Genomic DNA, 23,739 nt, shown 5'->3' on the forward strand with positions numbered 1-23,739 from the left:
GGGGCCGGGAGCAGGGTCAGGGTGTGGCGGTGAGGGCGGCGAGAGTGGAGCGGAGGACGCTCAGCGCGTGGGCGGTGTGCGGCGCGCGCAGGGGGTCGGGGGCTTCGGGATGGTCGGCGCCGGTCAGCAGCAGCGTCGACAGACGCACCCGCAGCGCGCCCGGCTCGTCGCCGTAGCGGTGGCCGCCGTCGGCCCCCGCCCCGAGCCGCCGCACCAGCTCCGCCTCGAGGTCCGCGGCGTTCTCGACGCCGTGCGCGGCCAGCGCGCCGCGGGCCGGTTCGAGGTCCGCGTACACGTGCCGCCCGACCTGCGGAGGCCGGCACAGGGCCCCGGCCTCCGTCACCGCGTCGTGCAGCGCCCGGGCCAGCACGCCCTGCCGTACGGCCTCCGCGGCACGCCGTTCGCGCAGTTCGGGGGGCTCCGCGAACCACTGGGCCCCGCTCAACGCGGCCTCCTCGAAGACCCGGGCGTGCAGCGCGGTGAGGACGGCGCGCACCTCGCGGGCCAGACCGTGGCCGCGCGCGGTGTCGGGGAAGCGGCCCAGGGCGACGGACGGCGTACCGGTGAGGACGACGACGGAGCCGGAGTCGGCGGCGCCGAGCATCTCCGCGGGGCTGACGACCACCGTGCCGTGCGGGTCGTGGGAAGTGTCGCGCTCGCTCTCGTCACTGACGACGAGGAGTCCCTCGCCGGAGGCGGCCTCGCACACCTCGTGCAGCAGTTCGGGCGGGACGGCGGTACCCGTGGGGTCGTCGGCGACGGAGAGGACCAGTGTCCGCGGGTCGTCCCCGGCGGACCGGGCGCGCCGGACCGTCTCCAGCAGGACGAAGGGGTCGGGGACGCCGCCGCAGTCGGCGGGGGCGGGCACCCGGTGGACGGGGCGCCCCAGCAGCCGGGCGGGAACGGCGTGCCAGTCGGCGGCGGGCCGGGGCAGCAGCACCCCTCCGCCCGACGGGTCGCCCGCCGAGAGCAGGGCGAGGAGCAGCAGCGGGGCCCCGGGCGCGGCGACGACCTGGCCGGGGCCGGTGTGCAGGCCGCGTCGGTGCCAGTACGCGCAGGCGGCGTCGCGCAGCGCGGTCAGGTGCGGGCCGCCGTGCCCGTCGGTGTGGCGCATGGCCTCCACTCTCACAGACCGGCGCGCGGTCGTCGCCCCGGGCGCGCGAGCGCAGCGGGGGGCGGACCGCCTGCCGGGGGGCATGCGCGGTTACGCGTGCACGGGTGTGCGTGCGCGGGTGTGCGTGCGCGCGGGTGTGCGGATACGGTCCGCGTCCACGTACGCGTCCGCTTTCGCCTCCTCTTCCTCGAGGTGGTCGTGGATGCGGTGGCAGGAGCGGCTGATGAGCCGGGAGACGTGCATCTGGGAGATGCCGAGCTGCTCGGCGATCCCGCTCTGCGTCATGTCCTGGAAGAAGCGCAGGTAGAGGATGCGGCGTTCGCGCTCGGGAAGACGCTCCAGCTCGGGCTTGACCGCCTCCCGGTAGAGCACCAGGTCGAAGCCGGGCTCGGAGTCGCCGAGGGTGTCGACCAGGGCGTACCCGTCGTCGGAGCCGGGGAGTTCGGCGTCGAGGGAGAGAGTGCGGTAGCTCTCCAGGGCCTCCATCCCGACCAGGACGTCCTCCTCGCTGAGACCGCTGTGCTCGGCGATCTCGGCGACGGTCGGCGCGGGCCCCTCGGTGGCGAGGGCGAGTTCGCGCCTGCTGGTGCGCACCTTGTTGCGGAGTTCCTGGACCCGGCGCGGGACGTGCAGGTCCCACATGTGGTCGCGGAAGTGGCGCTTGATCTCGCCGACGATGGTGGGGACGGCGAAACTCTCGAAGGCGTGGCCCCGGTCGGGGTCGTAGCGGGTGACGGCCTTGATCAGACCCAGGTCCGCGACCTGCTGGAGGTCTTCGAGCGCCTCGCCGCGGTTGCGGAACCGGCGGGCCAGCCGGTGGGCCATGGGCATCCAGGCGGTGACGATCCGCTGCCGGATCTCGTCCCGCTCTGGGCCGTCCGCCAGCTCCCGCATGCGGCGGAAGGCAGCGTCGGTGTCGGGCGCGTCGTCGTGGGGCCGGCGGGCGGGCCGGTGGCGGGGCTCCCGTGCGGGCTGCGTGCTGGTCATACCTGCGGCGCTCCCTGAGTGGGCGGGACGGGCGGTCACCGCGGGAGCTGCGAGGCACGGGCGGGGCGACGCACAGTGGGTCGCGCTTCCGCGGATGTGCCTACGGGTCCGAAGCACTTCTGTCCGCGTGCCCGGCACGCCGGGAGCCAAACCGGTGACGCCCGGTGGATCGAGGCGCGGGCGGAACCAGGAGGTCAGGGCAGGTCGCCGTTCCGGTCGGTGACCTTGAACCGGCCCGCCATGCCCCTGTCCGCGCGACTCTGGACGTGGCAGTCGTACATGCACGCGCCAGGTCCGGCGCCCTCCCCTGCGATCACCTGGAAGCCGAACGAGCCGGCCGGGACCGCAGACGTCTACCTGCACTGGACGCCGCACTCCGGGATCGACCGCGAGAGGCACACGGCGCAGCGGCGCGTCTCCCGCTTCACCCTCGACCGAACGAGCGGCACGCTCGACCTCGCCTCGGAGAAGGTGCTGCTGAGCTGGCCGGTGCAGATCCACAGCTGCTGCCATGCCGGCGGCGGCATGGACTTCGACAGCGGGGGAAACCTCTACGTCGCCACCGGGGACACCGACCTCTCCCGGTTCAGCGACGGTTACTCAGGCAACAACCCCGAGCCGGACTTCGGCGGCGTCTCGTTCGCCGACGCGCGCCGCACCGCGGGCAACAACAACGACCTCAACGGCAAGATCCTGCGCATCCACCCGGCGAACGCCGGCGGCGGTCTGCCGGTGCACGCGGAGGGCCTTGAGCAGATCGTCCCCGAGGGCGAGGACGGCGTCCGCAATCTCATGGACTGGAAGTTCGGCCCGGACGGGGCCTTGTACGTCCTCGACCACGGCCGCGGCTTCTTCTCCGCGCGAGAAGTCCGCGCTGTGGCGCGTGACCTACCAGGGCGGTCCGCCCACCCCGCTGCCCGGCGACCTCGTCGGCGACCGTCACGCACAGGAGGGGTAACGCCATGCACCGACCCGCGCACATCCGCACTCGGAGGCGCGGGCGGCCGTTCGCCCTGCTGGTGGCGCGGGCGCAGGCGTCGGCCCGGACGGGGCCGGGGCCGGGTGAGCCGGGCGGCGGGCGGCCGGACGGCCGCTCAGCAGCCCTCCCGTCCCCGTTCCCGAGCGCCCTTGCGCGTACGGCCCGCGGCGACCGGCCGCTGCGGGTTGCGGCGCAGGTACTCGCCCTCCAGCTCCGCCATGCGCGCGTTGTGGGCGCTCAGCGCGTCCGGGGAACCGTGCAGCAGCGCGTCGTGACGGGTCCGGTGGATCATCTCCAGCTCCTTCAGCAGCTGGGCGTCCGACAGCTCCCGCGGATCGATACCCATGGCACCCTCCTCGTGCACACCGGTCCCGTGTCGTCCGGCGGCGCACGGGTACCCGTTCCGGGCCGTTACAAGGAGGGAGACATGAAGCTCGCATTCCTGGACCCCCTGTACGACCGTCCCGGCCCGTGGGCGTCCGTCTACGTCGGCACCGACGTCGCCGCAGAGGACGCCGCGACACGCCAGGAGCTGAACGCCCGCGCCGTTTCCGACCGGCTGCACGAGCAGGGCGCCGACGCCGCCACCTGCCGGGCAATCCACGGCGCGCTCGACGCGCTGCCCCGGTCGGCCGCGCCGCCCGGTCACGCCGTGTTCGCCGCGGACGGAGAGGTCGTCCTGCGCGTGCCGCTGGCCTCGGCCCCGCCGGGCGGGCACGACGTGTGCTGGTCGGCCCTCCCGCACGTGGGGCCGCTGCCGGAGCTGGCGGCGGGGCTGCCGGCCGCGCTGGTCGCACGCGTCGATCGCACGGGCGCCGAACTGCGGCTGCAGGACTCCTTCGGCGGACGCGGGGACACCGGCCGCGTGCACGGCCGGGACTGGCCCGTGCACCGCACGGCGTCGGGTGACTGGTCCGAGCGCAAGTTCCAGAACTCCGTGGAGAACACCTGGGAGCAGAACGCCTCGGCGGTCGCCGAGGAGGTGCGCGAGAGCTACGAGCGGTCCGGCGCCGAACTGGTCGTCCTCGCCGGCGACCGCCGCATGGTGCGTGCCGTGCACGACGCGCTGCCGGAGCACCTGGGCGAGCGTGCCGTGGAGGCCGAGCACGGCGGACGGGAGGACCACGACCAGGGCAGCGACGCGGAGAAGGGGCAGCAGCTCCTCGCCGAGGAGACCGACCGAGCCCGGCAGCGGCACGCACAGCAGGAGATCGCCCGGGCCATGGACCGCTTCCGCGCCGGGCGCGTCCCGGACGGCGACGGCCGCACCTCCGCCACCGAAGGCGTTCCCACGCTGGTCGAGGCGGCGCGCGAACACCGCATCGGAGCGCTGCTGATCCGCCCGGACGGCGCGGAACGGCACCGCGAGGTCTGGGTCGGGGACGCGCCGGACCAGATCGCCGTACGCCGCGCGGACAGCCGGTACCTGGGCGACCCGCAGCCGTCGGCGGCCCGCGCCGACGACGCACTGCTGCGTTCGGCCGCGGCCACCGGCGCGGAGGTGCTGTGCGTGCGCAGCGGCGACCTGGAACCCGATGTCCCGGACGGCCTGCCCGTCGGCGGTCTCGGCGCCCTGCTGCGCTGGCCCTACGGCGGCCCGCCGACCCGCCAGGACCAGGCGCCCGGCGCCGCCTGACCGCCGGCGGCCCACGGTTCCCGGTCAGCACCGACACCGCCCCGGTCCGCACGCTGCGGGCCGGGGCGGTGTCGGTGCTGACCGGGAACAACTAGGCTGCCGGGCATGGAGATTCACGGGACCTCGCTTCGGATCTGCGTCGACGACCTGGACGCCGCCATTCCGGTGTACGAGAAGCTCACCGGGGCCGAGGCCCACCGCTTCACCACCGGGCCGGTGTCGGTCGCCGCCGTGGGGCCCTTCTTCCTGATGAGCGGGCCGGAGGGCCACCTGGAGGTGCTGCGGAAGATCGCCGCGACGATCGCCGTCGCGGACGTCGACGAGGCGCTGGCCGACCTCGGCGCCGTGGGCGCGGAGATCATCGCCGGCCCCCAGTCCACCCCCGCCGGCCGCAACGTCGTCGCCCGCCACCCCGACGGCGCCGTCTTCGAGTACGTCGACCGCGCACCGGTCGCCCGCCCGTAGCCCGGCCCCGCATCCGGCGGTGCCCCCGGCGGGGCGCCTTCCGTGCCGTTTCTCCCGAGCTCCGGGCACAGGGAACCAGGTGACGGGGAACGGGTGGGGATGGACGGTAGGACGATCGGTGACCGTGTGGCCCGGCGGGCCGGCCGCCTGGTCGGGCGCAGCCGCGAACTGGAGCTGTTCGGCCGGGTGCTGACCGGGACGCTCGACCGCAACGTGCTCCTGGTGCACGGTCCCGACGGGATCGGCAAGACGACGCTCCTGCACGCAGCGGCGACGGCCGCCCGCGCGGACGGGCGGGCGACCCGATGGGTCGACGCCCGGACCATCGACCCGTTCCCCGCCGCGCTGGCAGCCGTGCTGCACGACGTCACCCCCCGGCACGGTGGTGTTCCTCGACGGGTTCGAACGCATCGTCGCCGGGGCGAAGGAGCTGCGCGAGGAGATGCTGCCCCGGCTGCCCGGCGACGTCGTCGTGGTGATCGCCGGGCGCAGCAGCCCGGACCCCGGCTGGTTCGGCGGGGGCTGGGCGCAGGTCGCCCTCGTGGTGGAACTGGCCGAACTGAGCGCCGAGGGCTCCGTCGGACTGCTCGCCGAGCACGGCGTCCCGGCCGTGCCGGCGCGGGAGATCACGCGGTGGACGGCGGGCTCGCCGCTCGTCCTCGTGCTGGCGGCGGGCGCCTACCACCGGCACGGCCGGGTGGCGCCCGAGCCGGGCCTGGTGACGACGCTGGTACGGCTGACGACCGCCGTCGAGTGGGACACCACGCAGTACGACGCGCTCGCCACCTGCGCCATCGCCAGACGGACGACGCTCGAACTGCTCGCGGACACCCTGGACGCGGGCGGCGACGCCGAGGGCTCGTTCGGCTGGCTGTCGGGACTGCCCTTCGTCGACCGGGTCGGCGACACGGTGACGCTGCACGACGCCGTCCGGGAACCGGTGCGGGACAGCCTGCTCGGCGCCCGGCCGGCCAGGGAACGGGCGCTGCGCGGCCGGGTGGCCGAGCACCTGCACCGGTGGGCGCTGCTGGGAGGCCGGACGGTCATCACCGACCTGGCGCATCTGCTGCGGTGGGCGTACTGCTGGGACGGCAGTTCCCGTTACCGCGCGGACCGCATCCGTGCCGGCGACGCGGAGGTGCTCGGTGCCGCTCTCGCCGGGCGGGGCTACCGGGAGTGGTGGGCGGCCAGCGAGCCGTACCACCGGCTGTCGCCGCGCAACGTGGTGGTCGCGCGGGACGCCGGAGGCGCCTGGTCGCCGCCCCCAGAGCGGTCAGTCGATCTGCGGCTGGAACGGCGACGCGCTCACCGGTTTCGTCATCGACCAGACGAACCCGATGTCGGGCCAGTGCCACTTCAACACCTCCTGGCGCATCGTCAGGGTGTGATGTCGCGCGGGGAGCGGGCCGCTCTCCGGACCGCTCCCCCGGACCGCTCCCCGGTCAGGAGACCTGGAGGACGATCTTGCCGCGGGTGCGCCCCTCACGGCTCGCCCGCCACGCCTCGGCGGCCTGGGCGAGGGGAAGGGCCCGGTCCACGTGGACGGCGAGGCGCCCGGCGTCGGCGAGGTCGCCCAGCGCGGTGAGACCGGCGGCGTCGGGCCGTACGAACAGGTACCGGCCGCCCTCCGCGCGCACCTGCGGATCCACGACGGACAGCACCCGTTCGGCCTTCTTCAGCACCTGCCGGGAGACCTCCGCCGCGTCGCCGCCGACGAAGTCGACCGCCGCGTCGACGCCTCCCGGGGCCAGGGCGCGCACCCGTTCCGCGAGTCCGTCGCCGTAGGGGACGGGTTCGGCGCCCAGGCTCCGCAGGTAGTCGTGGTTCCGCTCGCTCGCGGTGCCGATGACCCGGGCACCGAGGGCGACGGCGATCTGCACGGCCATGGAGCCCACGCCCCCGGCCGCGGCGTGCACGAGGACCGTGTCGCCGCCGGTCACGCCCAGGCGATGCAACGCCTGGTGGGCCGTCAGGCCGGCGAGCGGCAGACCGGCCGCCTGCTCCCAGCTCAGCGAGGACGGCTTGCGGGCGAGTGCCCGGACCGGTGCGGCGACGAGTTCGGCGTACGTGCCGTGTCCGATCTCGTCCTTGCGCAGGTAGCCCATGACCTCGTCGCCGACCTCGAACTCGGTGGCGTCGACGCCGAGCGCCTCCACCACGCCGGAGACGTCCCAGCCGGGGATCAGCGGGAACCGGGTCTCGTAGATCGCGTCGAGGCCGCCGGAGGCGACTTTCCAGTCGACGGGGTTGACTCCCGCGGCTTTCACCCGGACGAGCACGTGGTCGGGGGCGACCTTCGGGTCGGGCTGCTCGGTGAGCTCCAGTCCGTCGGGTCCGTCGTAGCCGTTCGTGACGATTGCCTTCATGCCCGGGGAACGACCCGGGGCGTGGCGCTCATTCCCCGGTGTCCCCCGCGGAGGTGACGTGCCGGCGCAGCACCTCGCACAGTTCACCCTCGAAGGTGTCGTAGCGCAGCCGCAGACCGGCGCCCGGCCAGTCCCCGGGGAGCAGGGCTGCGGGGAGCACCGGGTCCGCGAGGAGGTGCCGCAGCGCCGCGGCCGAGACCGTGAACCGGTCGGCCAGGTTCTCCGCCCGGTCGAGGGCGGCGGCGAGCTCGTCGGCGCGGCGGGCCCAGCCGGGCAGGTCCCACAGGCGGGCCGCGAGCGCGACGGGGTCCTCCCTGGCCGGGGCGGCACCGGTGAAGACCGTGCAGGGGCGAAGGGCGTCCGCGTCGAGCGCGCGGTCCAGGTTCGCGGGCCGCACCCATGTGCCCTCGCGGAGCTCGCCGAGACGCAGGCGGGCCATGGTGCGGCGCAGCGCGGCGCGCTCGGCGGCGGGGCGGCGATCGGCGGTGACCACGGCGATCTCCCAGTCGCCGTCCCACGTCCGCAGCCGGGGCGCGCGACTGTCGTCCTGGCGCGCCTGGCGGCGCAGCAGGCGGGCGGTGAGACCGTAGCCCTGGCCGTCCTGGTCGAGGTCACCGGCGGCGACCATGCGGGACAGGGCGACGCGCACGGTGCCCTCGGCGACCCCGAAGAGTTCCCCGACCCGAACCAGGACGCGGGCGGGCAGCCGGGGCGGGTGGTGCCCGAGCAGGGTGCTCAGGACGATCGAGCGGGCCGTCAGCGGACGGAGTCCGAGGGTCGTGTGCGCAGGTGCGGTGTCGTTCATCGGCTACTGAAGTCTATCGGGCGCGGGCGCACCGGGTTACCTCTTCTCGCCACGTGCACGACAGGCGTAATGTCAGGGGTATGGCTACCCACGAGATCTTCAACCAGGCGCCGCCCCTGACCGGCTTCACCGCGGCGGACGAGCCGGCCCTGCTGGACGCCGTGCGGCGGGACGGCGCGGGCGCGGGCGAGGCGGAGCTGCGGGAGCTCGGGGAGCTAGCCGGGTCCGCGGGGACGCAGGAGCTGGCGCGGCAGGCCGAGGAGAATCCGCCGCGGCTGCGCACCCACGACCGGTACGGCCACCGGATCGACGAGGTCGAGTTCCACCCGGCGTGGCACAGCCTGATGACGACCGCCGTGCGGCACGGGCTGCACGCCGCGCCCTGGGCGGAACCGGGTGCGGGCGCACACTTGCTGCGGGCCGCGAAGTTCTACGTGTGGTCGCAGGCCGAGGCCGGGCACGGCTGCCCGGTCTCCATGACGTACGCGGCCGTGCCCGCGCTGCGCGCCGAGCCGGAACTGGCCGCGCTGTACGAGCCGCTGCTCGCCTCGCGCGTCTACGACTTCGGCCTGCGCCCGCCGCTGGGCAAGGCCGGGCTCATCGCGGGGATGTCGATGACCGAGAAGCAGGGCGGGTCGGACGTGCGCGCCAACACCACGCGCGCGGTGCCGGACGGCGGCGGCGACGGCGCGTACCGGCTCACCGGGCACAAGTGGTTCACCTCCGCGCCGATGAGCGACGTCTTCCTGACGCTCGCGCAGACCGAGGAGGGGGTGACCTGCTTCCTCCTCCCCCGCGTGCTCCCCGACGGCAGCCGCAACGCGCTGCGGCTGCAACGCCTCAAGGACAAGCTGGGCAACCGTTCCAACGCCTCCTCGGAGATCGAGTACGAGGACGCGGTGGGGTGGCGGGTCGGCGAGGCGGGACGCGGCGTGCGGACCATCGTGGAGATGGTCAACATGACCCGGCTGGACTGTGTCCTCGGCTCGGCGGCGGCCATGCGCGCCGGACTGCGGCAGGCGCTGCACCACGCCCGGCACCGCCGGGCGTTCGGCGCGCCGCTCCTGGAACAGCCGCTGATGCGGAACGTGCTGGCCGACCTGGCCGTCGAGTCGGAGGCCGCGACGGTGCTGGGTCTGCGGCTGGCCGCCGCGCTGGACCGTTCGCTGGCGGGCGACGAACGGGAGGCCGCGCTGCGGCGGCTGGGCCTGGCGGCGGGCAAGTACCACGTGTGCAAGCGGGGTTCGGCGCACGTCGGAGAGGCCCTGGAGTGCCTGGGCGGCAACGGCTACGTGGAGGAGTCGGGGATGCCGCGGCTGTATCGCGAGGCACCGCTGCTGTCCATCTGGGAGGGCTCCGGGAACGTCGCCGCGCTGGACGTGCTGCGCGCCGTGGCCAAGGACCCCGCCACGCTGGACGCCCTGCTGGCCGAGGTGGACGCGGCCGCGGGCGCCGACCGGCACCTGGACGCCGCGGTCGCGGCCCTGCGCAAGGACCTGGCGGTTCTGTCAGACCCGGCCGCCGCGCAGCTCGCCGCCCGGCGGCTGGCGGAGCGGCTGACGCTGGTGCTTCAGGGCTCGCTGCTGGTGCGCCACAGCACTCCGGCGGTGGCGGACGCGTTCTGCGCCTCCCGGCTGGGCGGCGAGTGGGGCCACGCCTACGGCACGCTGCCGTCCGGCACCGACCTGGGCGGCGTACTGGAACGGGCGCGGGCGTGAGCGTCCGCGTCGAACGGGACGGGCCGGTCACGACGGTCGTGCTGTCCCGGCCCCGGACGCGCAACGCGGTCGACGGGCCGACGGCGGCGGCGCTCGCAGAGGCGTTCCGTGCCTTCGACGCGGACGCGTCGGCGTCGGTGGCGGTGCTGTGGGGCGAGGGCGGCACGTTCTGCTCCGGCGCGGATCTCAAGGCCATGGGTACGCCGCGCGGCAACCGGGTCGCCGCCGACGGCGACGGCCCGATGGGGCCGACCCGTATGCGGCTCGGCAAGCCGGTGATCGCCGCGGTCGCCGGCCACGCGGTCGCGGGCGGCCTCGAACTCGCGCTCTGGTGCGATCTGCGCGTGGCCGAGGAGGACGCGGTGTTCGGCGTCTTCTGCCGCCGCTGGGGCGTGCCGCTGATCGACGGCGGCACGGTGCGGCTGCCGCGCGTGGTGGGAGCGGGCCGGGCGCGCGACATGGTGCTGACCGGGCGCGCGGTCGCGGCGCCGGAGGCGCACGCCATCGGCCTCGCCGACCGCGTCGTGCCGACCGGTGGGGCGCGCGCCGCCGCGGAGCGACTGGCCCGCGAACTCTCCGCTCTCCCCCAGGCGTGCCTGCGCAGCGACCGCGCCGCCCTCCTCGACGCCGAAGGCGCCGAGGAGGGCGCCGAGGCCGAGGAGGCCGAGGAGGCCGCTCTCGCCCGCGAGTTCGCCCACGGCGTGGCGGTCCTCCCCGACGCCCTTGCGGGCGCCGCCCGCTTCACCGCCGGCGAGGGCCGCCACGGCCACTGACGGCGCCCGGTTCCCCGGGCCCGGCAGTCAGGCGCCTCGGTGGGGCTACGGGACGACGAGGATCTTGCGCCCCTGGCCGGCGGCGAAGCGATCGAGGGCGGCGGGGTAGTCGGCCAGGGGCATTCGGTCGGAGACGAAGACGTCGGGGTCGAGGACGCCGGCGGCGAAGAGTTCGGCGGCGCGCTCGTAGCTGTGCAGGACGGCCATGGAGCCGGTGATGGTGATCTCCTGGTTGTAGATGCGGTACGGGTCGATGGTGGCCGTGGTCGCATAGTCCGCGACGCCGAACTGGAGGAAGGTGCCGGCTTTGGCGACGCGGCCGAGGCCGTCCTGGATGGCCGCGGCGTTGCCGGTCGCGTCGATGACGAGGTCCCAGCCCTGCGGGCGGTCCAGCTCCTCGGCGCGGGCGGCGGCGCCCGTGCAGCCGAGTTGCTTCGCGGTGGCCAGCCGTGCCGGGTTGAGGTCGAGGACGTCGACGCTGGCGGCACCGGTGCGCTTGGCCAGTTCCAGCATCATCAGGCCCATCGTGCCGGAGCCGTAGATCAGCACGTGGGAGCCGAGGCTGCTGCGCAGCACGTCGTAGCCGCGCACGGCGCAGGAAAGCGGCTCGATGAGTGCGGCGTCCTGGGTGCGGACGTGGTCCGGGAGCTTCACGCAGTTGGCGACGGGGGCGACGGCGTACTCGGCCGCGCCGCCGGCCGTGGTGACGCCGATCGCGGCCCAGCGATCGCAGAGGTTGTTGTGACCGGCCCGGCAGTAGCGGCACTCGTAGCAGTACAGCGAGGGGTCGACGGCGACCCGGTCGCCGACCGCCAGCTCGGTCACCTCACTCCCGACGGCGACGACCTCGCCGGCGAACTCGTGGCCGGGCACCACCGGCAGCGTGGGGGCGAACTCGCCCTGGAGGATGTGCAGGTCCGTCCCGCACAGCCCGCACGCGGCGACGTCGACCACGACCTGCCGGGGCCCGGGCGCAGGGTCGGGCACCGTGGTCAGGGAGACCTTGCCAGGGGCTTCGACGAGGGCGGCCTTCATTTCACGGCTCCTAGCGACAGGCCCTGGACCAGCTTGTCCTGGGCGGCGAATCCGGCGACCAGCACCGGGAGTGAGATGGCGAGGGAGGCGGCGGACACCTTGGCCAGGAACAGGCCCTGGCTGGTGATGAAGCCGGTGAGGAAGACCGGCGCGGTCTCCGCCCGCACGCCGGTGAGCACGAGGGCGAACAGCAGCTCGTTCCAGCTGAAGATGAAGCAGATCAGCGCGGTGGCCGCCATGCCGGGCCCCGCGATGGGGGCGATCACCCGGCGCAGCACGGTGGGCAGCCGGGCGCCGTCGATCTGCGCGGCCTCGATGACCGAGACTGGGATCTCGGCGAGGAAGGACTGGAGCATCCACACGGCGATGGGCAGGTTCATGGCCGTGTAGAGGACGACCAGCAGCCAGATGTTGTCCAGCAGTCCGGAGTTGCTCGCGAACAGGTAGACCGGCAGCAGGCCGGCGACCAGCGGCAGCATCTTGGTGGACAGGAAGAAGAACATCACGTCGCGCCACTTGCGCACCGGGCGGAGGGACAGCGCGTACGCCGCGGGGAGCGCCAGCAGCAGCACCAGGAGCGTCGAACACAGCGCCGCCGTCATGGAGTTGATCAGCGGCGGCCAGGGGCCGTCGGCGCCGCCCGCGGAGAAGAAGGTGCGGTAGGCGTCGAGCGTCAGCGGCGCCACGAGGGACGGCGGGTTGGTCGCGGCGGCCGGCTCGGAGTGGAAGGAGGTGAGCACCATCCACGCGAGCGGCAGGAAGAACAGGATGCCGGTCGCCCAGGCCAGCAGGGCCAGGGCGGAGCCGCGCCGGCGCGCCCGGCGCACCGGCGGGGGGACCGGCGTCCGCGGGCGGCGGGTGCGCGCGGGGGCGGTGAGCGTGCTCATCCGCGGGAGACCTCCTCGCTGAACAGGGACGACACCACGCGCAGCGCGAACGTCGCCAGCGCGATGGAGCCGATGACGACGAGGACGCCCGCGGCGGACGCGAGACCGTACTCGTGGGACTTGTAGAAGGTCTGGTAGATGGCGTACGGCAGGTTGGCGGTACCCAGTCCGCCGGAGGTGAGGGTGTAGACGGCGTCGAAGTTCTGCACGATGAAGATCGAGCCGAGCAGGGCGCCCAGTTCCAGGTAGCGCCGCAGGTGCGGCAGGGTGATGTGACGGAAGATCTGCCAGCTTCCCGCGCCGTCGATGCGCGCGGCCTCGATGACGTCGAGCGGGCGGCTCTGCAGTCCGGCAAGCAGGATCAGCATCATGAACGGCGTCCACTGCCAGATCAGCGCGGCCTCGACGGCGATCAGCGGCATCTCGGAGATCCACACCGGCTGCGGCGGGTCGTCCACGCCGAAGAGTCCGGCGAGCGCGTTGATCACGCCGTTGACCAGGCCGTACTCCGGGTTGAGCAGCATGTGCTTCCACAGCAGCGCCGCCGCGACCGGCACCAGCAGGAACGGTGCGATGAGCATGGTGCGCACCAGTGCGCGGCCGCGGAAGGAGCGGTCCAGGAGCAGGGCGACGGCCAGGCCCAGCCCGAGACTCACCAGGACCACTGCGGCGGTCAGCACCGCCGTGGTCAGCACGGCATCCCGCAGCTCGGGGGTGCTGACCACTGTCCCGAAGTTGGACAGGCCGGCGAACTCGCGGTCCTCGGGGTAGAGGGAGTTCCAGTCGAAGAGGGAGATCACCAGGGTCGCCGCGAACGGCAGCTGGGTGACGACGATGAGGAAGACGAGGGCGGGCATCAGGGGGGCGCGGGTCGCCCAGTCGCGCAGCCGCCGGGCGCCCCCGGCCGGTGCTCCGGCCGGCCGGGGGCTCGGGTGGCGGCGCCCGACGGGGACGCGGTCGCCGGGGTGGCGGTCATCGGTTCCGGTACTCCTCCCCGACCTTCTCCGCCAGCTTCTGCGAGTCGGCGAGGGCCTGCTCGACGGACTGACGGCCGGCGATCGCGGCGCTGATCTCCTGGGAGACGTCGGTGCCGAGGGACGTGAACTCGGGTATGCCGACGAACTGGATGCCGGAGTAGGGCCGCTTCTTCACGCCCGGGTCGCGGGGGTCGGTGTTCTCGATGGCCTGGAAGACCTCATCGCCGAAGGCGCCGGACTCCTTCCGGTAGCGCGGGTCGTCGTAGGTCGACGTGCGCTTGCCGGCGGGGACGCTGGTCCAGCCGACCTCCTCGCCGACGAGCTGCTCGTACTCCTTGCCGGTGGCCCAGGAGATGAACTCCCAGGCGTCGTCGGGATTGTCGGACGCCTTCTGCATTCCGAGGGCCCAGGTGTAGAGCCAGCCCGAGCTCTCGGTCTCCTTCACCGGGGCGGGGGCGTAGCCGACCTTGCCCTTGACCGGGGAGTCGTCGCGTTCCAGCTCACCGGCACCGGCGGTGGCGTCGTACCACATGGCGGTCCTGCCCTGCGTCATGCTGTTGAGGCACTCGGCGAACCCGGCCTGTGCGGGGCCCGCCTGACCGTGCTCGCGCACCAGGTCGACGTAGAACTTCGTGGCCTCGGTGAACTCCGGCGAGTCCAGCTGCGCCTCCCAGTTCTCGTCGAACCAGGTGCCGCCGAAGGTGTTGACGACCGTGGTCAGCGGGGCGATGACCTGCCCCCAGCCGGGCAGTCCGCGCAGGCAGATGCCCTTCATCCCCGCCTCGGCCCCGTCCACTTCGGCGGCCAGGTCCGCGACCTGGTCCCAGGTGGGCTTCTCGGGCATCTCCAGGCCGTGCTTCGCGAAGACGTCCTTGCGGTACATCAGGAACGACGACTCGCCGTAGAACGGCTCCGCGTAGATCTTGCCGTCCTCGCCCGTGAGCGAAAGCTGCATGGACGTCAGGATGTCGTCCTGGTCGTACTTCTCGTCCTTCTGCACGTACGGGTCGAGGGCGTAGAGCCAGTCGCGCTCGGCGTAGATCGGGGTCTCGTAGTTGCTGAGGGTGGCGACGTCGTACTGCCCGGCCTGGCTGGCGAAGTCCTGGCTGATCTTGTCGCGGACCTGGTTCTCCGGGAGCACCGTGAAGTTGACCGTGATGCCGGTCTTCCCGGTGAAGTGCTCGGCCGTGAGCTTCTGCAGCGTCTTCATCGGCGGGTTGTTCACCATGAGGACGTTGACGGAACGGTCGTCTTCGCCGCCGCCGCCCGCCCCGGCGCAGCCGGCGAGGAGGGCGGCCGCCGAAACGGCGGCCACGGCCGCGCGGGCGGCGCCGCGCCGGGACCGGGAGGTAGGGGGCGTAGAGGCGGAAAAGGGTATGCGTGTGCGCATGCGGGGCTCCGGTTCGTCGTGCCGGGGATGCGGGGCGGTGGGTCGGGGGTTCTGGTCAGACCCGGATGACCTGGGGTCCGAGCAGCGAGTAGCGGTGGGCTTCGGGCGCGGGCAGGCCGGTGGAGGTGACGATGGACTCGAAGTCGCCGATCTGCGCGAAGCGGCAGAAGCTCACCGCGCCGAATTTGGTGTGCACGCCGACGAAGATTCTCCGCCGGGCGCAGCGGATGGCCTGGGCCTTCACCTCGCTGACGGCCGGGTCGGGAGTGGTCAGGCCGTGCTCGCGGGAGACGCCGTTGGCTCCGAGGAACGCCAGGTCGATGACGAATCCGGAGAGCATGGCCGTGGTCCAGTGGTCGACCGTCGCCAGGGTCCCGCCGCGCAGCCGCCCGCCGAGGAGGAGCACGGTGAAGGTGTCCACGTCGGCCAGGACCCCGGCGGCGGCGAGCGAGGCGGTGACGACGGTCAGCTGTCGGTCCCGCGGCAGGGCCTCGGCGATGAGCTGCGGGGTGAAGCCCTCGTCGACGAAGACCGTCTCCCCGTCGCCCAGCAGGTCGGCCGCCGCCGCGGCGATCCGCCGCTTCTCGGGCACGTGCAGCGTGCCGCGGAAGGCGAGGGTGGTCTCGAAGCCCGCGCTCTCCACCGGGTACGCACCGCCGTGCGTACGCCGGAGGAGACCGTGGGACTCCAGGACGCGCAGGTCGCGGCGCACGGTCTCGCGTGCTACCCCGAGGGAGGCGGCGAGCGCGCCGACCTCGACCGACCCGGTACGGCGGGCCGTACCGACGATCTCCCGCTGCCGTTCCTCCGCGCTCATCGGACTCCGCGTCCCTCTCCCGTGGGGTTGCCGAACGGGCATCGGGCTGACCGTTCGGGCCTGTGGGAAGAGTTCTACCGGTCCGGACGGGCCGCAACCAGGCTCGGCGCGGGAGGGATGCTGACCGGTTTCGCCCGTTCGGAGGCGGCACTGAGAGCGCTCTACCGGGACGGACATGGGGAGCACTGCCCGGATGGCGCCCGTTTCGGGCAGGGACGTGCCCGTTCTTCGCCCGTTCGGGCGGCGCGGGGGTCGGCGGGGCGCGCGGGAGCCGGGGCGCGCCCCGGCCGCGGTCTCCCGGCGGGGCAGCGGGGGTGGTCAGCCGGCGAGGGTGTCCACGAGCAGGTCGGCCAGCAGGGCCGCGCAGCGCCCGTCCGGGTCCAGGTCGGGGTCGTAGATGGTGAGCTGGAAGCCGGCGCAGCGCGGCGAGCGGGCCAACGGCCCCAGCAGGGCACGTAGTTCGTCGAGGGTGAGACCGCCGGGGTCGGGGCTGTCGACGGCGGGCATCACCGAGGGGTCGAGGACGTCGGCGTCGATGTGCAGCCAGAAGCCGTCGAGTGCGTGGTCGGCGAGCCGGGCGAGAGCGGCGCGGGCGACGGTCTGCGGGCCGTCGCGCCGGACGTCTGCCACCGTGGCGTACCCGATGCCGAGGCGGTCCAGTTCGGGTTGCGCGCTGTCCGGCTCGTTCTCCGGGTCGCGCAGGCCGAGCAGCCACACGTCCTCGTCGGCGAGGGACGGGCCGAGCCCTTCCAGGTCGGTGAGGTCGCGCTGGCCGCGGCCGGTGATCAGGGCGACGTCCTCGCCACCCGCCGCGCCCACGCCCGCCGGGGCGTTGCCGGGGTGGCGGAAGTCGTCGTGGCCGTCGAAGTAGGCGAGTCCGAAGCGTCCGATGCGGCGCAGCGCCAGGGCGGTTCCCAGCTCGATGGAGCAGTCGCCCCCGAGCACGACGGGGAACTCGCCCGCCCGCACGTGCTGCTCCAGGCGGTCCGCGAGCCGACGCGAGTAGGCCGCGATCCGGTCGGCGTGGAACACCCCGTCCCCCGGCCGCCAGTCGCCCGGGTCGTACCGCGGCGCCACGACGACGCCGCCCTCCCGGGCGCCGAGGCGCCGCAGCAGCCCTTCGTCGCGCAGCGCGCCGGCCAGCTTGTGGCAGCCGGGAACGGCCCCCGGCACCGGGGCGCGCAGACCGAGGTTGGAGGGGGCGTCGATCAGGACGAGGCTGCGGGACATGACCGCATTCTGCCCGAGGGTGCGAGGATTCCGGCATGGTGCGAAGCGTGCGGGTACCGGCCTCCCTGCCGTGTGTGGCCGAGATGGGGCGGCACCAGAGCGGCCGGAAGTGGCTGGAGGCGCTGCCGGAGATGCTCGGCGAACTCCGGGAGATGTGGGGGCTGCGGCTGGAGGAACCGATTCACGGCGGAAGCTGCTCGTGGGCAGCACCGGTCCGGCGGGAAGCCGGCCCCGGCGCGGCGGAACCGCTGGTGCTGAAGGTGACGTGGCCGCATCCCGAGGCGCTCGCCGAGGCACCGGGGCTGGCGCTGTGGGACGGCCGCGGGGCGGTGCGCCTGCACGCCTATGACGCGGAACGGCAGGCGTTGCTGCTGGAACGCTGCGTGCCGGGCACCGAGCTGGGCCGGTCGCACGGCGTGCCCGCGGACGAGCGGCTGGTGCACGGGGCGGACGTGTTGCGGGACCTGTGGACCGCGCCGCTGCCCGCACCCGGCGCGGAGGGGCCCGTGCTGCCGGGACTGGCGGACGTGACGGCTCAGTGGGCGGGCCTGGCCGAGGAGCGGGCCGCGCGCCGGTGGCCGGTGGGCATCGACACCGGCCTGTTCGCGCTGGGCGCGGGGCTGCTGCGCGACCTGCCGGGGAGCGCCGGGCGGGAGGTGCTGCTGCACGGCGACTTCAACCCGGGCAACGTCCTGACCGCGCGGCGGCGGCCGTGGCTGGCCATCGACCCGAAGCCGATGCGCGGCGACCCGGCGTACGACCTGTGGCCGCTGGTGGAGCAGGTCGACGACCCGTTCGCCGCGGCGAACCCGCCCGGGGTGCTGGCGCACCGCACGGCGCTGGTCGCCGGGGAGCTGGGGCTCGACCCGCAGCGGGTGCGGGCGTGGGCAGTGGCACGGCACGTGGAGTACGTGCTGTGGTCGGTGGTCGAGGACGAGGACCTCGACCGGAGCATCGGCCTGATGCGGCAGGCCCGGCTGCTGGCCGACCTCGCCGGCCTGTGAGGGTGCGGAGACCGGCGCTGGAGGACGGAGTGGTTTCCCCCGTCGTGCGGCGGTGACCCGCGATGGTGGAACGAACCCCGTCCCCTGTTCGGGAGGTCGCCATGACCACGGCTGCAGAGATCATGCACCCCGGCGCGGAGTGGATTCCCGCCACCGAGACCCTGGACCGCGCGGCGCAGCTGATGCGCCGCCTGGACGTCGGGGCGTTGCCGATCAGCGACGCCGACGAGCGGATGTGCGGCATTCTGACCGACCGGGACATCGTCATCGGCTGCGTTGCCGAGGGCCGGGACCCGTCACGCGTGACGGCCGGCGACATGGCGCGCGGCACACCGCGCTGGATCGAGGCGAGCGCCGACGTGTCGCAGGTGCTGGAGGAGATGCAGAGCCACCGGATCCGCCGGCTCCCGGTGGTGGAGAACAAGCGGCTGGTCGGCATGATCAGCGAGGCGGATATCGCACATCACCTGACGGACGACCAGATCGCGAAGTTCGTGGAGAACGTCTACGCCCACAGCTGAGGACCTGCCCGGCGCGGGGCGGTGGTGCCGCGAGGGCGGCACCACCGTCACTCCCCGACCGCTCCGTCGGCCAGTTCGCGGACGACGTCCAGCTGGCCGACGTGGCGCGCGTACTCCTGGAGCAGGTGCAGCAGGATCCAGCCGAGCGTCGGCGTGTCCTCCGCCGTCGGGAAGCGGCCGCCGACGGCGGCACGGTCCTCCAGCCCCGCCCCGGCGGCGATCGCCCTCGACCGTTCGCACTGGGCGGTGAATTCCGCCCGCAGCTGCTCGGCGGTGACGCCGTCCGGCACGTACCAGCGGCCGTCGGGCCCGTCGTCGGCCCAGGGGTCGGGAACCTGCTCGGCGGCGAAGCCCCAGCACAGCCAGCGCCGTTCGACGTGCGTGAGGTGGCGCAGCAGCTCCAGCGGCGTCCAGCCGGAGGGGAGCCGGGCGGCGCGCAGCTCCCCGTCCGGCATGCCGTCGAGCTTGTGCAGCAGCGTGGCCCGGTAGTAGTCCAGCTGGCCGGCGAGCAGTTCCCGCGGGTCGGCGAGGCGGTGCGACGGTTCGGCGCGGCCGGGGGCGTCCGTCACATGTCCTCCTTCAGGGGGAGCGTCGGCACGTCGTCCCGTTCGATGCCGAACGTCTGGGCGTACAGGGAGAATTCCGCCTCGACCGCGCGGACGATGGTGTCGGCGCGGCGGAAGCCGTGGCCCTCGCCCTCGAAGGCGAGGTAGGCGTGCGGGACGCCGCGGCCGGCGATCCGCTCCAGGAAGCGCTCGCACTGCACGGGCGGGCAGATCACGTCGTCCAGCCCCTGGAGCAACAGGAACGGACGGTCGATGCGGTCGGCGTGGTGGACGGGCGAGCGGTCGTGGTAGCGGTCGGCGTCGGCCTCCGGGTCGCCGACGAGGGAACGCAGGTACTGCGACTCGAAGTCGTGGGTCTCGCCGGTGGCCCAGCCCTTCAGGTCGAGGATCGGGTAGGTGATGGTGGCGCAGGCGTAGACCTCGCCGGCCGGCGAGGTGAGCGAGGCGGCGCTGGTCCAGCCACCGGCGCTGCCGCCGCGGATCGCCAGCCGCGCCGGGTCGGCCGTGCCTTCGTCGGCCAGCGCGCGGGCGACGGCGGCGCAGTCCTCGACGTCCACCACGCCCCACTGGCCACGCAGCCGGTTCCGGTACTCTCGCCCGTACCCGGTGGAGCCGCCGTAGTCGACCTCGGCGACGCCGATGCCGCGCGAGGTGAAGTAGGCGATCTCCAGGTCCAGGACCATGGGGACGCGGCTGGTGGGGCCGCCGTGCACCCAGATCACGTACGGCGGCAGTTCACCGGCCGGTCCCTTATGGTCGGGGTGGCGGGGCGGGTAGACGTGGGCGTGCACGTCCCGCCCGCCGGGTCCGGTGAAGGTGCGCTCCTGCGGCTGCGGAAGGTGGGCGGGGTCGACGGCGGGCCGGTGCTCCTCGGCGACGACCCGGGCGTGCCCGCTGCCGGTGTCCAGTTCGACGATCTCGTACGCGCTGTGCGTGCCGGCGGCGATGCCCACGACGCGGGTGTCCGCGACGGCGAGCGCGGGCGCCCACTCCGTCCACGGCCCGGGTGCGTCGGCGAGTTCGCCGGTGGCGGGGTCGAGCAGGCCCAGCGCCTGACGGCCCCGGCCGTGCAGGACGGCGACGAGTCCGCCGGGGAGCGGTGCGAACCAGCGCAGGCCGATCTTCCACAGGCCGCCGCCGAACTCCTCCTCGCGCGGGCAGAGGTTGACCGCCTCGCCGGTGGCGGGGTCCACGCGGTGCAGGTTCCACCAGCCGGTGCGGTCGGTGGCCGCCAGCAGGGTCCGCCCGTCGGCCGCCCACTCGACCTGCGCCACGGATTCCTCGGGGCCGCCGAGGAGCGTGCGGGCTCCGGTGAAGGCTCCGTCGCCGGTGACGTCGGCGACGCGGACCAGGGTGCCGTCCCAGGGCATGGCGGGATGGTCCCAGGCGAGCCAGGCGACCCGGCGGCCGTCCGGGGAGAAGCGGGCGCCGGTGAGGAAGCGGTGTGCGTCGTCGGTGAGGTCGCGCACGCGGGTCCGGTCGTCGGCGGCCGAGCCGTCCAGCGGGACGGAGGCCAGCGTGCGGCGGACGTCGGTGGGTCCGTCGCCGGTGAACTCCTCGAGCACGCAGACCACGTCCCCGTGGGCGGGCCGGACGACGGGGTCGCACCAGCGCAGCCCGCCGCCCGTTCCCGAGACGGGCGTCAGCGGCACCGGCTCGGCCCGTGCGCCGGGGCCGTCGCCGTCGGGGGCCGGGTCGGGGCGCAGCAGGTAGAGGCGCTGGTCGGGGAAGTGGGTGAAGACCACGAGCGGGCCCTCGCCGCCGGGGCTGCCCGGAGCACCGGCCCAGGGTCGGCCGCCGTACTCGATGACCCGGTTGCGGATGTTCCACGGCGGCGGCAGCACGGACTCCGGCTCGGCGCCGGGCCGCTGCCGGATCAGCGCGCGACGGCCGCCCTCCTCGGGGCGGGGCGCGGTCCACCACAGTTCGTCGCCGACGGCGCCGAGGTATTCGGGGCGTCCGTCGTGGGCGGCGACGAGGCGCGCGTCCACGGGGGACGGCCAGCTGCCGTAGGGGGCGGTGCGGTGCGGCATGAGCAGCGGCCTTCCGTGGGTCGGGGGGTGTCTGGCGCGGTGCGTCGCGGTGCGGGTTGGGTGGGGTGGACGCGGGCCGGCCCCGGTGCCGAGGGGCGTGGACGGGGGCAGTAGGTCCGGCCGGCCGCCTCTACAGGGCGCGCAGGGCCCGGTCGAGAACGTGGACGCCGAAGTGGAGCGCCTCGACGGGCACCCGCTCGTCCACGCCGTGGAACATGGCCTGGTAGTCGAAGCCCTCCGGCAGTTTCAGCGGCGAGAAGCCGTAGCCCCGGATGCCCAGCCGGGAGAACTGCTTGGCGTCGGTGCCGCCGGACATGCAGTACGGCACCACCCGGGCGGTGGGGTCGAAGTGCTCCAGGGACTCGCGGAGCACGGCGAAGGCGGGCACGTCGACGGGGGCCTGGAGCGGCACCTCGCGGTGCTGGAACTCCCAGTCGACGTGCGGGCCGGTGAGCCGGTCCATCGTGGCGGTGAACTCGTCCTCCGCGCCGGGCAGCATCCGGCCGTCGACCTGTGCGGTGGCCTGCTCGGGGATGACGTTGACCTTGTAACCGGCGTTCAGCATCGTCGGGTTGGCGCTGTTGCGGACGGTCGGGGCGACCAGCGCGGCGGACCGGCCGAGCCGGGCCAGCAGCGCGTCGACGTCGAAGTCGGAGGCGTCCAGGTCCGGGGGCTCCACTCCGGCGGCGAGGGAGAGTTCGATCAGCGCCGCGCGCACGGTCGGGGTCAGCCGCACCGGCCAGGCGTACTCGCCGATCCGGTGCACGGCGGCGGCGAGCCGGCTCACCGCGTTCTCCCGGTTCACCTTGGAGCCGTGGCCGGCGCGCCCACGGGCGGTGAGGCGCATCCACGCGGTGCCCCGCTCGCCCGCCGCGACCGGGTAGAGCCGCAGGCCGTCGCCTGCGTGGAAGGTGAAGGCGCCGGACTCGCTGATGCCCTCGGTGCAGCCTTCGAACAGTTCGGCGTGCTTCTCGGTGAGGTAGTCGGCGCCGTACTCGGCGCTGTCCTCCTCGTCGGCGGTGAAGGCCAGCACGATGTCCCGCCGCGGCCGGACGCCGGCCCGCGCCCACGCCCGTACGACGGACAGCACCATCGCGTCCATGTTCTTCATGTCGATGGCGCCGCGGCCCCACACCACACCGTCCCGCACCTCGCCGGAGAACGGGTGCACGGTCCAGTCGTCGGGCCGGGCGGGCACGACGTCCAGGTGGCCGTGGACCAGCAGGGCGTCGGCGGAGGGGTCGGTGCCCTCGATGCGGGCCACGACGTTCGTCCGGTCCGGGGCCTTCTCCAGGAAGACCGGCTCCAGCCCGGCCTCGCTCAGCCGCTCCCCGACGTACTCGGCGGCCGGGCGTTCCACGCCGTCGCCGCCGCCGTGGTTGGTGGTGTCGATGCGGATGAGCTGGGAGGTGAACGTGACCGCCTCGTCCAGCGCCCTGGTGTCGATGTGTGCCTCAGCCATACTGCTTCTCCACTGCTGACGAGACGACGGTGGTGACCGCTTTGAAGCAGCGGATGCCCTCGTACATGGTCGGCGCGGTGTAGGCGACGCGCCGTTCGCCGGTCTGCTCGACACCGGGCACGACGGTCGCGGCACCGGCCAGGTGTTCGGCGTCGAACTCGAGCGCCACCTCGTGCGGCCCGGCGGTGACCGGCTCGTGGCGCACGGCCAGCTCCGCGGCCTCGCGCGCCGCCGCGTGGATGTCCCGGGCGGTGCGGGCAGGCGTGCGGCAGACGGCGGCGTAGCGGGAGACGTAGTCCTTCACGGCGACCGTACGGGCCTGCGGCGCGTAGCCCTTGGCGTCCTCGCAGGTGCGGTCGTCTCCGGTGACCAGGACGACGGGCACGCCGTACTCGGCGACGACCAGGGCGTTCAGCAGGCCCTCGCTCGCGCGGGTGCCGTCGACCCACACGCCGGTGAGCGAGTTGGCGAGGTAGGTGTGGGCGAGGACGCCCTCGGCGCCGGCGCCGGTGTGGTAGCCGACGAAGGCGATGCCGTCGACGTCGCCGTGCTGCACACCCTCGACCATGCTGAGGGACTTGTGGCGCCCGGTGAGCATCTGGGCCCGGTCGTCGAGTCGTTCCAGCAGCAGGTTGCGCATGGTCCAGTGGGCCTCGTTGATGAGGACCTCGTCAGCGCCCCCTTCGAGGAATCCGGTGACCGCGGCGTTCACGTCGGAGGTGAACATCGGTCGGCAGCGCTCCCACTGGGGGGTGCCCGGAAGCACGTCCGCGGGCCAGGTGACGCCGGTCGCGCCTTCCATGTCCGCGCTGATCAAGATCTTCATGAAGCGTCACGTTACGCCGTCGCGAACGGCGGAGAAAGCCCTGTGGACAGCCAGTGGTCTATACCACTCGACCGGGCTCCGCGACGCCGGGACCACGCTTGCCCCTCTTACCCCGTGGGGGTATAAAGGAGAACGTGAGATACCCCCT

21 protein-coding genes and 2 pseudogenes are annotated in these 23,739 nt (G+C 74.0%); 7 read left to right on the forward strand and 16 right to left on the reverse strand.

The features are described from left to right. Nucleotides 1-16 precede the first annotated feature (16 nt). The 3 genes and pseudogenes from E4198_RS02375 to E4198_RS25265 all read right to left on the reverse strand — a co-directional run. Complete coding sequence (locus tag E4198_RS02375; RefSeq protein WP_136181656.1) at nt 17-1,114, reverse strand: aminotransferase class I/II-fold pyridoxal phosphate-dependent enzyme; 1,098 nt, start codon at nt 1,112-1,114, stop codon at nt 17-19. 90 nt (nt 1,115-1,204) lie between these two features. Then, a complete protein-coding gene (locus E4198_RS02380; RefSeq protein ID WP_136181657.1) occupies nt 1,205-2,101 on the reverse strand; it encodes a SigB/SigF/SigG family RNA polymerase sigma factor in 897 nt (298 codons plus the stop codon). 194 nt (nt 2,102-2,295) lie between these two features. Beyond that, a pseudogene (locus E4198_RS25265) lies at nt 2,296-2,442 on the reverse strand (copper oxidase); the annotation flags it as partial. A 10-nt stretch (nt 2,443-2,452) separates the two neighbouring features. On the opposite strand from E4198_RS25265, the pseudogene E4198_RS02390 reads away from it, so the two are divergent. Continuing rightward, nucleotides 2,453-3,059 (forward strand): annotated as a pseudogene (locus E4198_RS02390) (hypothetical protein); the annotation flags it as partial. 136 nt (nt 3,060-3,195) lie between these two features. Here the strand turns inward: E4198_RS02390 and E4198_RS02395 are convergent. Further along, nucleotides 3,196-3,426 (reverse strand): DUF6158 family protein, encoded by a 231-nt coding sequence (locus tag E4198_RS02395; protein ID WP_136181659.1) that lies wholly within the window; start codon nt 3,424-3,426, stop codon nt 3,196-3,198. Between the two features lie 81 nt (nt 3,427-3,507). Here E4198_RS02395 and E4198_RS02400 point away from each other — a divergent pair, with 81 nt between their 5' ends. Together E4198_RS02400 and E4198_RS02405 are read left to right on the forward strand one after the other, a co-directional pair. Then, nucleotides 3,508-4,716 (forward strand): Vms1/Ankzf1 family peptidyl-tRNA hydrolase, encoded by a 1,209-nt coding sequence (locus E4198_RS02400; RefSeq protein WP_136181660.1) that lies wholly within the window; start codon nt 3,508-3,510, stop codon nt 4,714-4,716. A 105-nt stretch (nt 4,717-4,821) separates the two neighbouring features. Then, entirely contained in the window at nt 4,822-5,181 is a 360-nt protein-coding gene (locus E4198_RS02405; protein WP_027762144.1) for a VOC family protein, read from the forward strand. A gap of 1,442 nt (nt 5,182-6,623) precedes the next feature. On the opposite strand, the gene E4198_RS02415 is transcribed toward E4198_RS02405, so the two are convergent. Both E4198_RS02415 and E4198_RS02420 read right to left on the reverse strand, forming a co-directional pair. Further along, nucleotides 6,624-7,547 carry an NADP-dependent oxidoreductase gene (locus E4198_RS02415; RefSeq protein ID WP_136181661.1) on the reverse strand — a complete coding sequence of 308 codons (924 nt, stop codon included), beginning with the start codon at nt 7,545-7,547 and terminating at the stop codon, nt 6,624-6,626. A 28-nt stretch (nt 7,548-7,575) separates the two neighbouring features. Continuing rightward, nucleotides 7,576-8,352, reverse strand: a complete 777-nt coding sequence (locus tag E4198_RS02420) for a PaaX family transcriptional regulator C-terminal domain-containing protein (RefSeq protein ID WP_136181662.1) — start codon at nt 8,350-8,352, stop codon at nt 7,576-7,578. A gap of 80 nt (nt 8,353-8,432) precedes the next feature. Between E4198_RS02420 and E4198_RS02425 the strand changes: the two genes are divergently transcribed. Together E4198_RS02425 and E4198_RS02430 are read left to right on the forward strand one after the other, a co-directional pair. After that, the gene (locus E4198_RS02425) at nt 8,433-10,070 is read left to right on the forward strand and encodes an acyl-CoA dehydrogenase family protein (protein WP_136181663.1); all 1,638 of its coding nucleotides are present in this window, start codon (nt 8,433-8,435) and stop codon (nt 10,068-10,070) included. After that, entirely contained in the window at nt 10,067-10,843 is a 777-nt protein-coding gene (locus E4198_RS02430) for a crotonase/enoyl-CoA hydratase family protein (protein ID WP_136181664.1), read from the forward strand. Before E4198_RS02425 ends, E4198_RS02430 begins: the two co-directional genes overlap by 4 nt. Nucleotides 10,844-10,888: 45 nt before the next feature. On the opposite strand, the gene E4198_RS02435 is transcribed toward E4198_RS02430, so the two are convergent. The 6 genes from E4198_RS02435 to E4198_RS02460 form a co-directional block, all read right to left on the reverse strand. After that, nucleotides 10,889-11,878, reverse strand: coding sequence for a zinc-dependent alcohol dehydrogenase family protein (locus E4198_RS02435; RefSeq protein ID WP_136181665.1), 990 nt, complete (start codon nt 11,876-11,878; stop codon nt 10,889-10,891). Beyond that, entirely contained in the window at nt 11,875-12,765 is an 891-nt protein-coding gene (locus tag E4198_RS02440; protein WP_136181666.1) for a carbohydrate ABC transporter permease, read from the reverse strand. Before E4198_RS02440 ends, E4198_RS02435 begins: the two co-directional genes overlap by 4 nt. Beyond that, entirely contained in the window at nt 12,762-13,622 is an 861-nt protein-coding gene (locus tag E4198_RS02445; RefSeq protein ID WP_136181667.1) for a sugar ABC transporter permease, read from the reverse strand. The genes E4198_RS02440 and E4198_RS02445 overlap by 4 nt, the downstream gene beginning before the upstream one ends. 115 nt (nt 13,623-13,737) lie before the next feature. Beyond that, on the reverse strand, nt 13,738-15,057 hold the full coding sequence (locus E4198_RS02450) for a sugar ABC transporter substrate-binding protein (protein ID WP_247597518.1): 1,320 nt from the start codon (nt 15,055-15,057) through the stop codon (nt 13,738-13,740). 130 nt (nt 15,058-15,187) lie between these two features. Further along, on the reverse strand, nt 15,188-15,949 hold the full coding sequence (locus E4198_RS02455; RefSeq protein ID WP_136181669.1) for a DeoR/GlpR family DNA-binding transcription regulator: 762 nt from the start codon (nt 15,947-15,949) through the stop codon (nt 15,188-15,190). Between the two features lie 318 nt (nt 15,950-16,267). Continuing rightward, nucleotides 16,268-17,179 carry an arginase family protein gene (locus E4198_RS02460; protein WP_136181670.1) on the reverse strand — a complete coding sequence of 304 codons (912 nt, stop codon included), beginning with the start codon at nt 17,177-17,179 and terminating at the stop codon, nt 16,268-16,270. Nucleotides 17,180-17,214: 35 nt separating this feature from the next. Between E4198_RS02460 and E4198_RS02465 the strand changes: the two genes are divergently transcribed. Both E4198_RS02465 and E4198_RS02470 read left to right on the forward strand, forming a co-directional pair. Further along, entirely contained in the window at nt 17,215-18,183 is a 969-nt protein-coding gene (locus E4198_RS02465; protein WP_136181671.1) for an aminoglycoside phosphotransferase family protein, read from the forward strand. 101 nt (nt 18,184-18,284) lie between these two features. Then, nucleotides 18,285-18,704, forward strand: coding sequence for a CBS domain-containing protein (locus E4198_RS02470; RefSeq protein ID WP_136181672.1), 420 nt, complete (start codon nt 18,285-18,287; stop codon nt 18,702-18,704). 47 nt (nt 18,705-18,751) lie between these two features. Here the strand turns inward: E4198_RS02470 and E4198_RS02475 are convergent, their stop codons facing one another. From E4198_RS02475 to E4198_RS02490, 4 genes are all read right to left on the reverse strand, one after another. After that, nucleotides 18,752-19,273 (reverse strand): DinB family protein, encoded by a 522-nt coding sequence (locus E4198_RS02475; RefSeq protein ID WP_136181673.1) that lies wholly within the window; start codon nt 19,271-19,273, stop codon nt 18,752-18,754. Continuing rightward, nucleotides 19,270-21,303 carry a prolyl oligopeptidase family serine peptidase gene (locus E4198_RS02480; protein WP_136181674.1) on the reverse strand — a complete coding sequence of 678 codons (2,034 nt, stop codon included), beginning with the start codon at nt 21,301-21,303 and terminating at the stop codon, nt 19,270-19,272. The genes E4198_RS02475 and E4198_RS02480 overlap by 4 nt, the downstream gene beginning before the upstream one ends. A 130-nt stretch (nt 21,304-21,433) precedes the next feature. Continuing rightward, nucleotides 21,434-22,765, reverse strand: a complete 1,332-nt coding sequence (locus tag E4198_RS02485; RefSeq protein WP_136181675.1) for a M20/M25/M40 family metallo-hydrolase — start codon at nt 22,763-22,765, stop codon at nt 21,434-21,436. Continuing rightward, entirely contained in the window at nt 22,758-23,591 is an 834-nt protein-coding gene (locus tag E4198_RS02490) for a M55 family metallopeptidase (protein ID WP_136181676.1), read from the reverse strand. Before E4198_RS02490 ends, E4198_RS02485 begins: the two co-directional genes overlap by 8 nt. Nucleotides 23,592-23,739 lie beyond the last annotated feature (148 nt).

Source organism: Streptomyces sp. RKND-216 (assembly GCF_004795255.1).
Lineage (GTDB): Bacteria > Actinomycetota > Actinomycetes > Streptomycetales > Streptomycetaceae > Streptomyces > Streptomyces hazeniae.

Excerpts from the sequence above, each read along its gene's own strand:
- E4198_RS02375 (WP_136181656.1), bottom strand. The coding sequence starts at position 1,114 with ATGCGCCACACCGACGGGCACGGCGGCCCGCACCTGACCGCGCTGCGC.
- E4198_RS02380 (WP_136181657.1), bottom strand. The coding sequence starts at position 2,101 with ATGACCAGCACGCAGCCCGCACGGGAGCCCCGCCACCGGCCCGCCCGC.
- E4198_RS02395 (WP_136181659.1), bottom strand. The coding sequence starts at position 3,426 with ATGGGTATCGATCCGCGGGAGCTGTCGGACGCCCAGCTGCTGAAGGAG.
- E4198_RS02400 (WP_136181660.1), top strand. The coding sequence starts at position 3,508 with ATGAAGCTCGCATTCCTGGACCCCCTGTACGACCGTCCCGGCCCGTGG.
- E4198_RS02405 (WP_027762144.1), top strand. The coding sequence starts at position 4,822 with ATGGAGATTCACGGGACCTCGCTTCGGATCTGCGTCGACGACCTGGAC.
- E4198_RS02415 (WP_136181661.1), bottom strand. The coding sequence starts at position 7,547 with ATGAAGGCAATCGTCACGAACGGCTACGACGGACCCGACGGACTGGAG.
- E4198_RS02420 (WP_136181662.1), bottom strand. The coding sequence starts at position 8,352 with ATGAACGACACCGCACCTGCGCACACGACCCTCGGACTCCGTCCGCTG.
- E4198_RS02425 (WP_136181663.1), top strand. The coding sequence starts at position 8,433 with ATGGCTACCCACGAGATCTTCAACCAGGCGCCGCCCCTGACCGGCTTC.
- E4198_RS02435 (WP_136181665.1), bottom strand. The coding sequence starts at position 11,878 with ATGAAGGCCGCCCTCGTCGAAGCCCCTGGCAAGGTCTCCCTGACCACG.
- E4198_RS02440 (WP_136181666.1), bottom strand. The coding sequence starts at position 12,765 with ATGAGCACGCTCACCGCCCCCGCGCGCACCCGCCGCCCGCGGACGCCG.
- E4198_RS02445 (WP_136181667.1), bottom strand. The coding sequence starts at position 13,622 with ATGCCCGCCCTCGTCTTCCTCATCGTCGTCACCCAGCTGCCGTTCGCG.
- E4198_RS02455 (WP_136181669.1), bottom strand. The coding sequence starts at position 15,949 with ATGAGCGCGGAGGAACGGCAGCGGGAGATCGTCGGTACGGCCCGCCGT.
- E4198_RS02460 (WP_136181670.1), bottom strand. The coding sequence starts at position 17,179 with ATGTCCCGCAGCCTCGTCCTGATCGACGCCCCCTCCAACCTCGGTCTG.
- E4198_RS02465 (WP_136181671.1), top strand. The coding sequence starts at position 17,215 with ATGGTGCGAAGCGTGCGGGTACCGGCCTCCCTGCCGTGTGTGGCCGAG.
- E4198_RS02470 (WP_136181672.1), top strand. The coding sequence starts at position 18,285 with ATGACCACGGCTGCAGAGATCATGCACCCCGGCGCGGAGTGGATTCCC.
- E4198_RS02480 (WP_136181674.1), bottom strand. The coding sequence starts at position 21,303 with ATGCCGCACCGCACCGCCCCCTACGGCAGCTGGCCGTCCCCCGTGGAC.
- E4198_RS02485 (WP_136181675.1), bottom strand. The coding sequence starts at position 22,765 with ATGGCTGAGGCACACATCGACACCAGGGCGCTGGACGAGGCGGTCACG.
- E4198_RS02490 (WP_136181676.1), bottom strand. The coding sequence starts at position 23,591 with ATGAAGATCTTGATCAGCGCGGACATGGAAGGCGCGACCGGCGTCACC.